Here is a 588-nt window from a genome sequence, read left to right on the forward strand (position 1 = left end):
TCGGTCGACTTCTCTTCGGGAACCCGCTCGTCGGGGTGGGGGCTCCCACCCCTTGCCGCGGGGCGCTCCCGGAGCGGAGATTTTCCTTCCTTGGACTAGGCTCGTAGAGCTCTCTTCGCTTCGTGGTCTAGCTCGAAGTCGCAGTCGTGCGCAACCAGCGAGAAGAGGATGTGGAGGAGCTTATTGTTGACGTTGTTGAGGATGACCCCGTAGGGCTTGCCTTGAGCTTTCATGCGTTGGTAATACTGTTTAAATGTTGGGTTATGAGTTATGGCACTTCGGGCTGCTTGGGTCAAGATTCCTTTTAGCCGTCGGTTACTGTAGCCTCCTGTGTTGGATTTGTGAAAGACTGAGCTCCCAGAGCTCTCGTAGAAGGGCGCTATACCGCAGTAGCTAGCCATCTTCTTGGCACTCCAGCCCTTGAAGTTGTCGGTAAAAACGATCAGCATGACCGAGGTGACGAGACCCACGCCTTTGCAGGAAATGAGGTGCAGGTAGTGGCGGTACATCTCCTCGTCTTCCTTGATGATTTCAAGCATTCGGTACTCGCACTCTTTGATGCTTTTGGTCAAGAGGTCGATGGCCTTC

Annotated in this window: 1 protein-coding gene; it reads right to left on the bottom strand. The window is 54.1% G+C overall.

Annotated features, from left to right (window positions below):
* Window positions 1-95 precede the first annotated feature (95 nt).
* On the bottom strand, window positions 96-588 hold a 493-nt coding region (locus tag PORUE0001_RS02270; protein ID WP_007364845.1), incomplete at its 5' end, for a transposase.

It is taken from the genome of Porphyromonas uenonis 60-3, assembly GCF_000174775.1.
Classification (GTDB): domain Bacteria; phylum Bacteroidota; class Bacteroidia; order Bacteroidales; family Porphyromonadaceae; genus Porphyromonas; species Porphyromonas uenonis_A.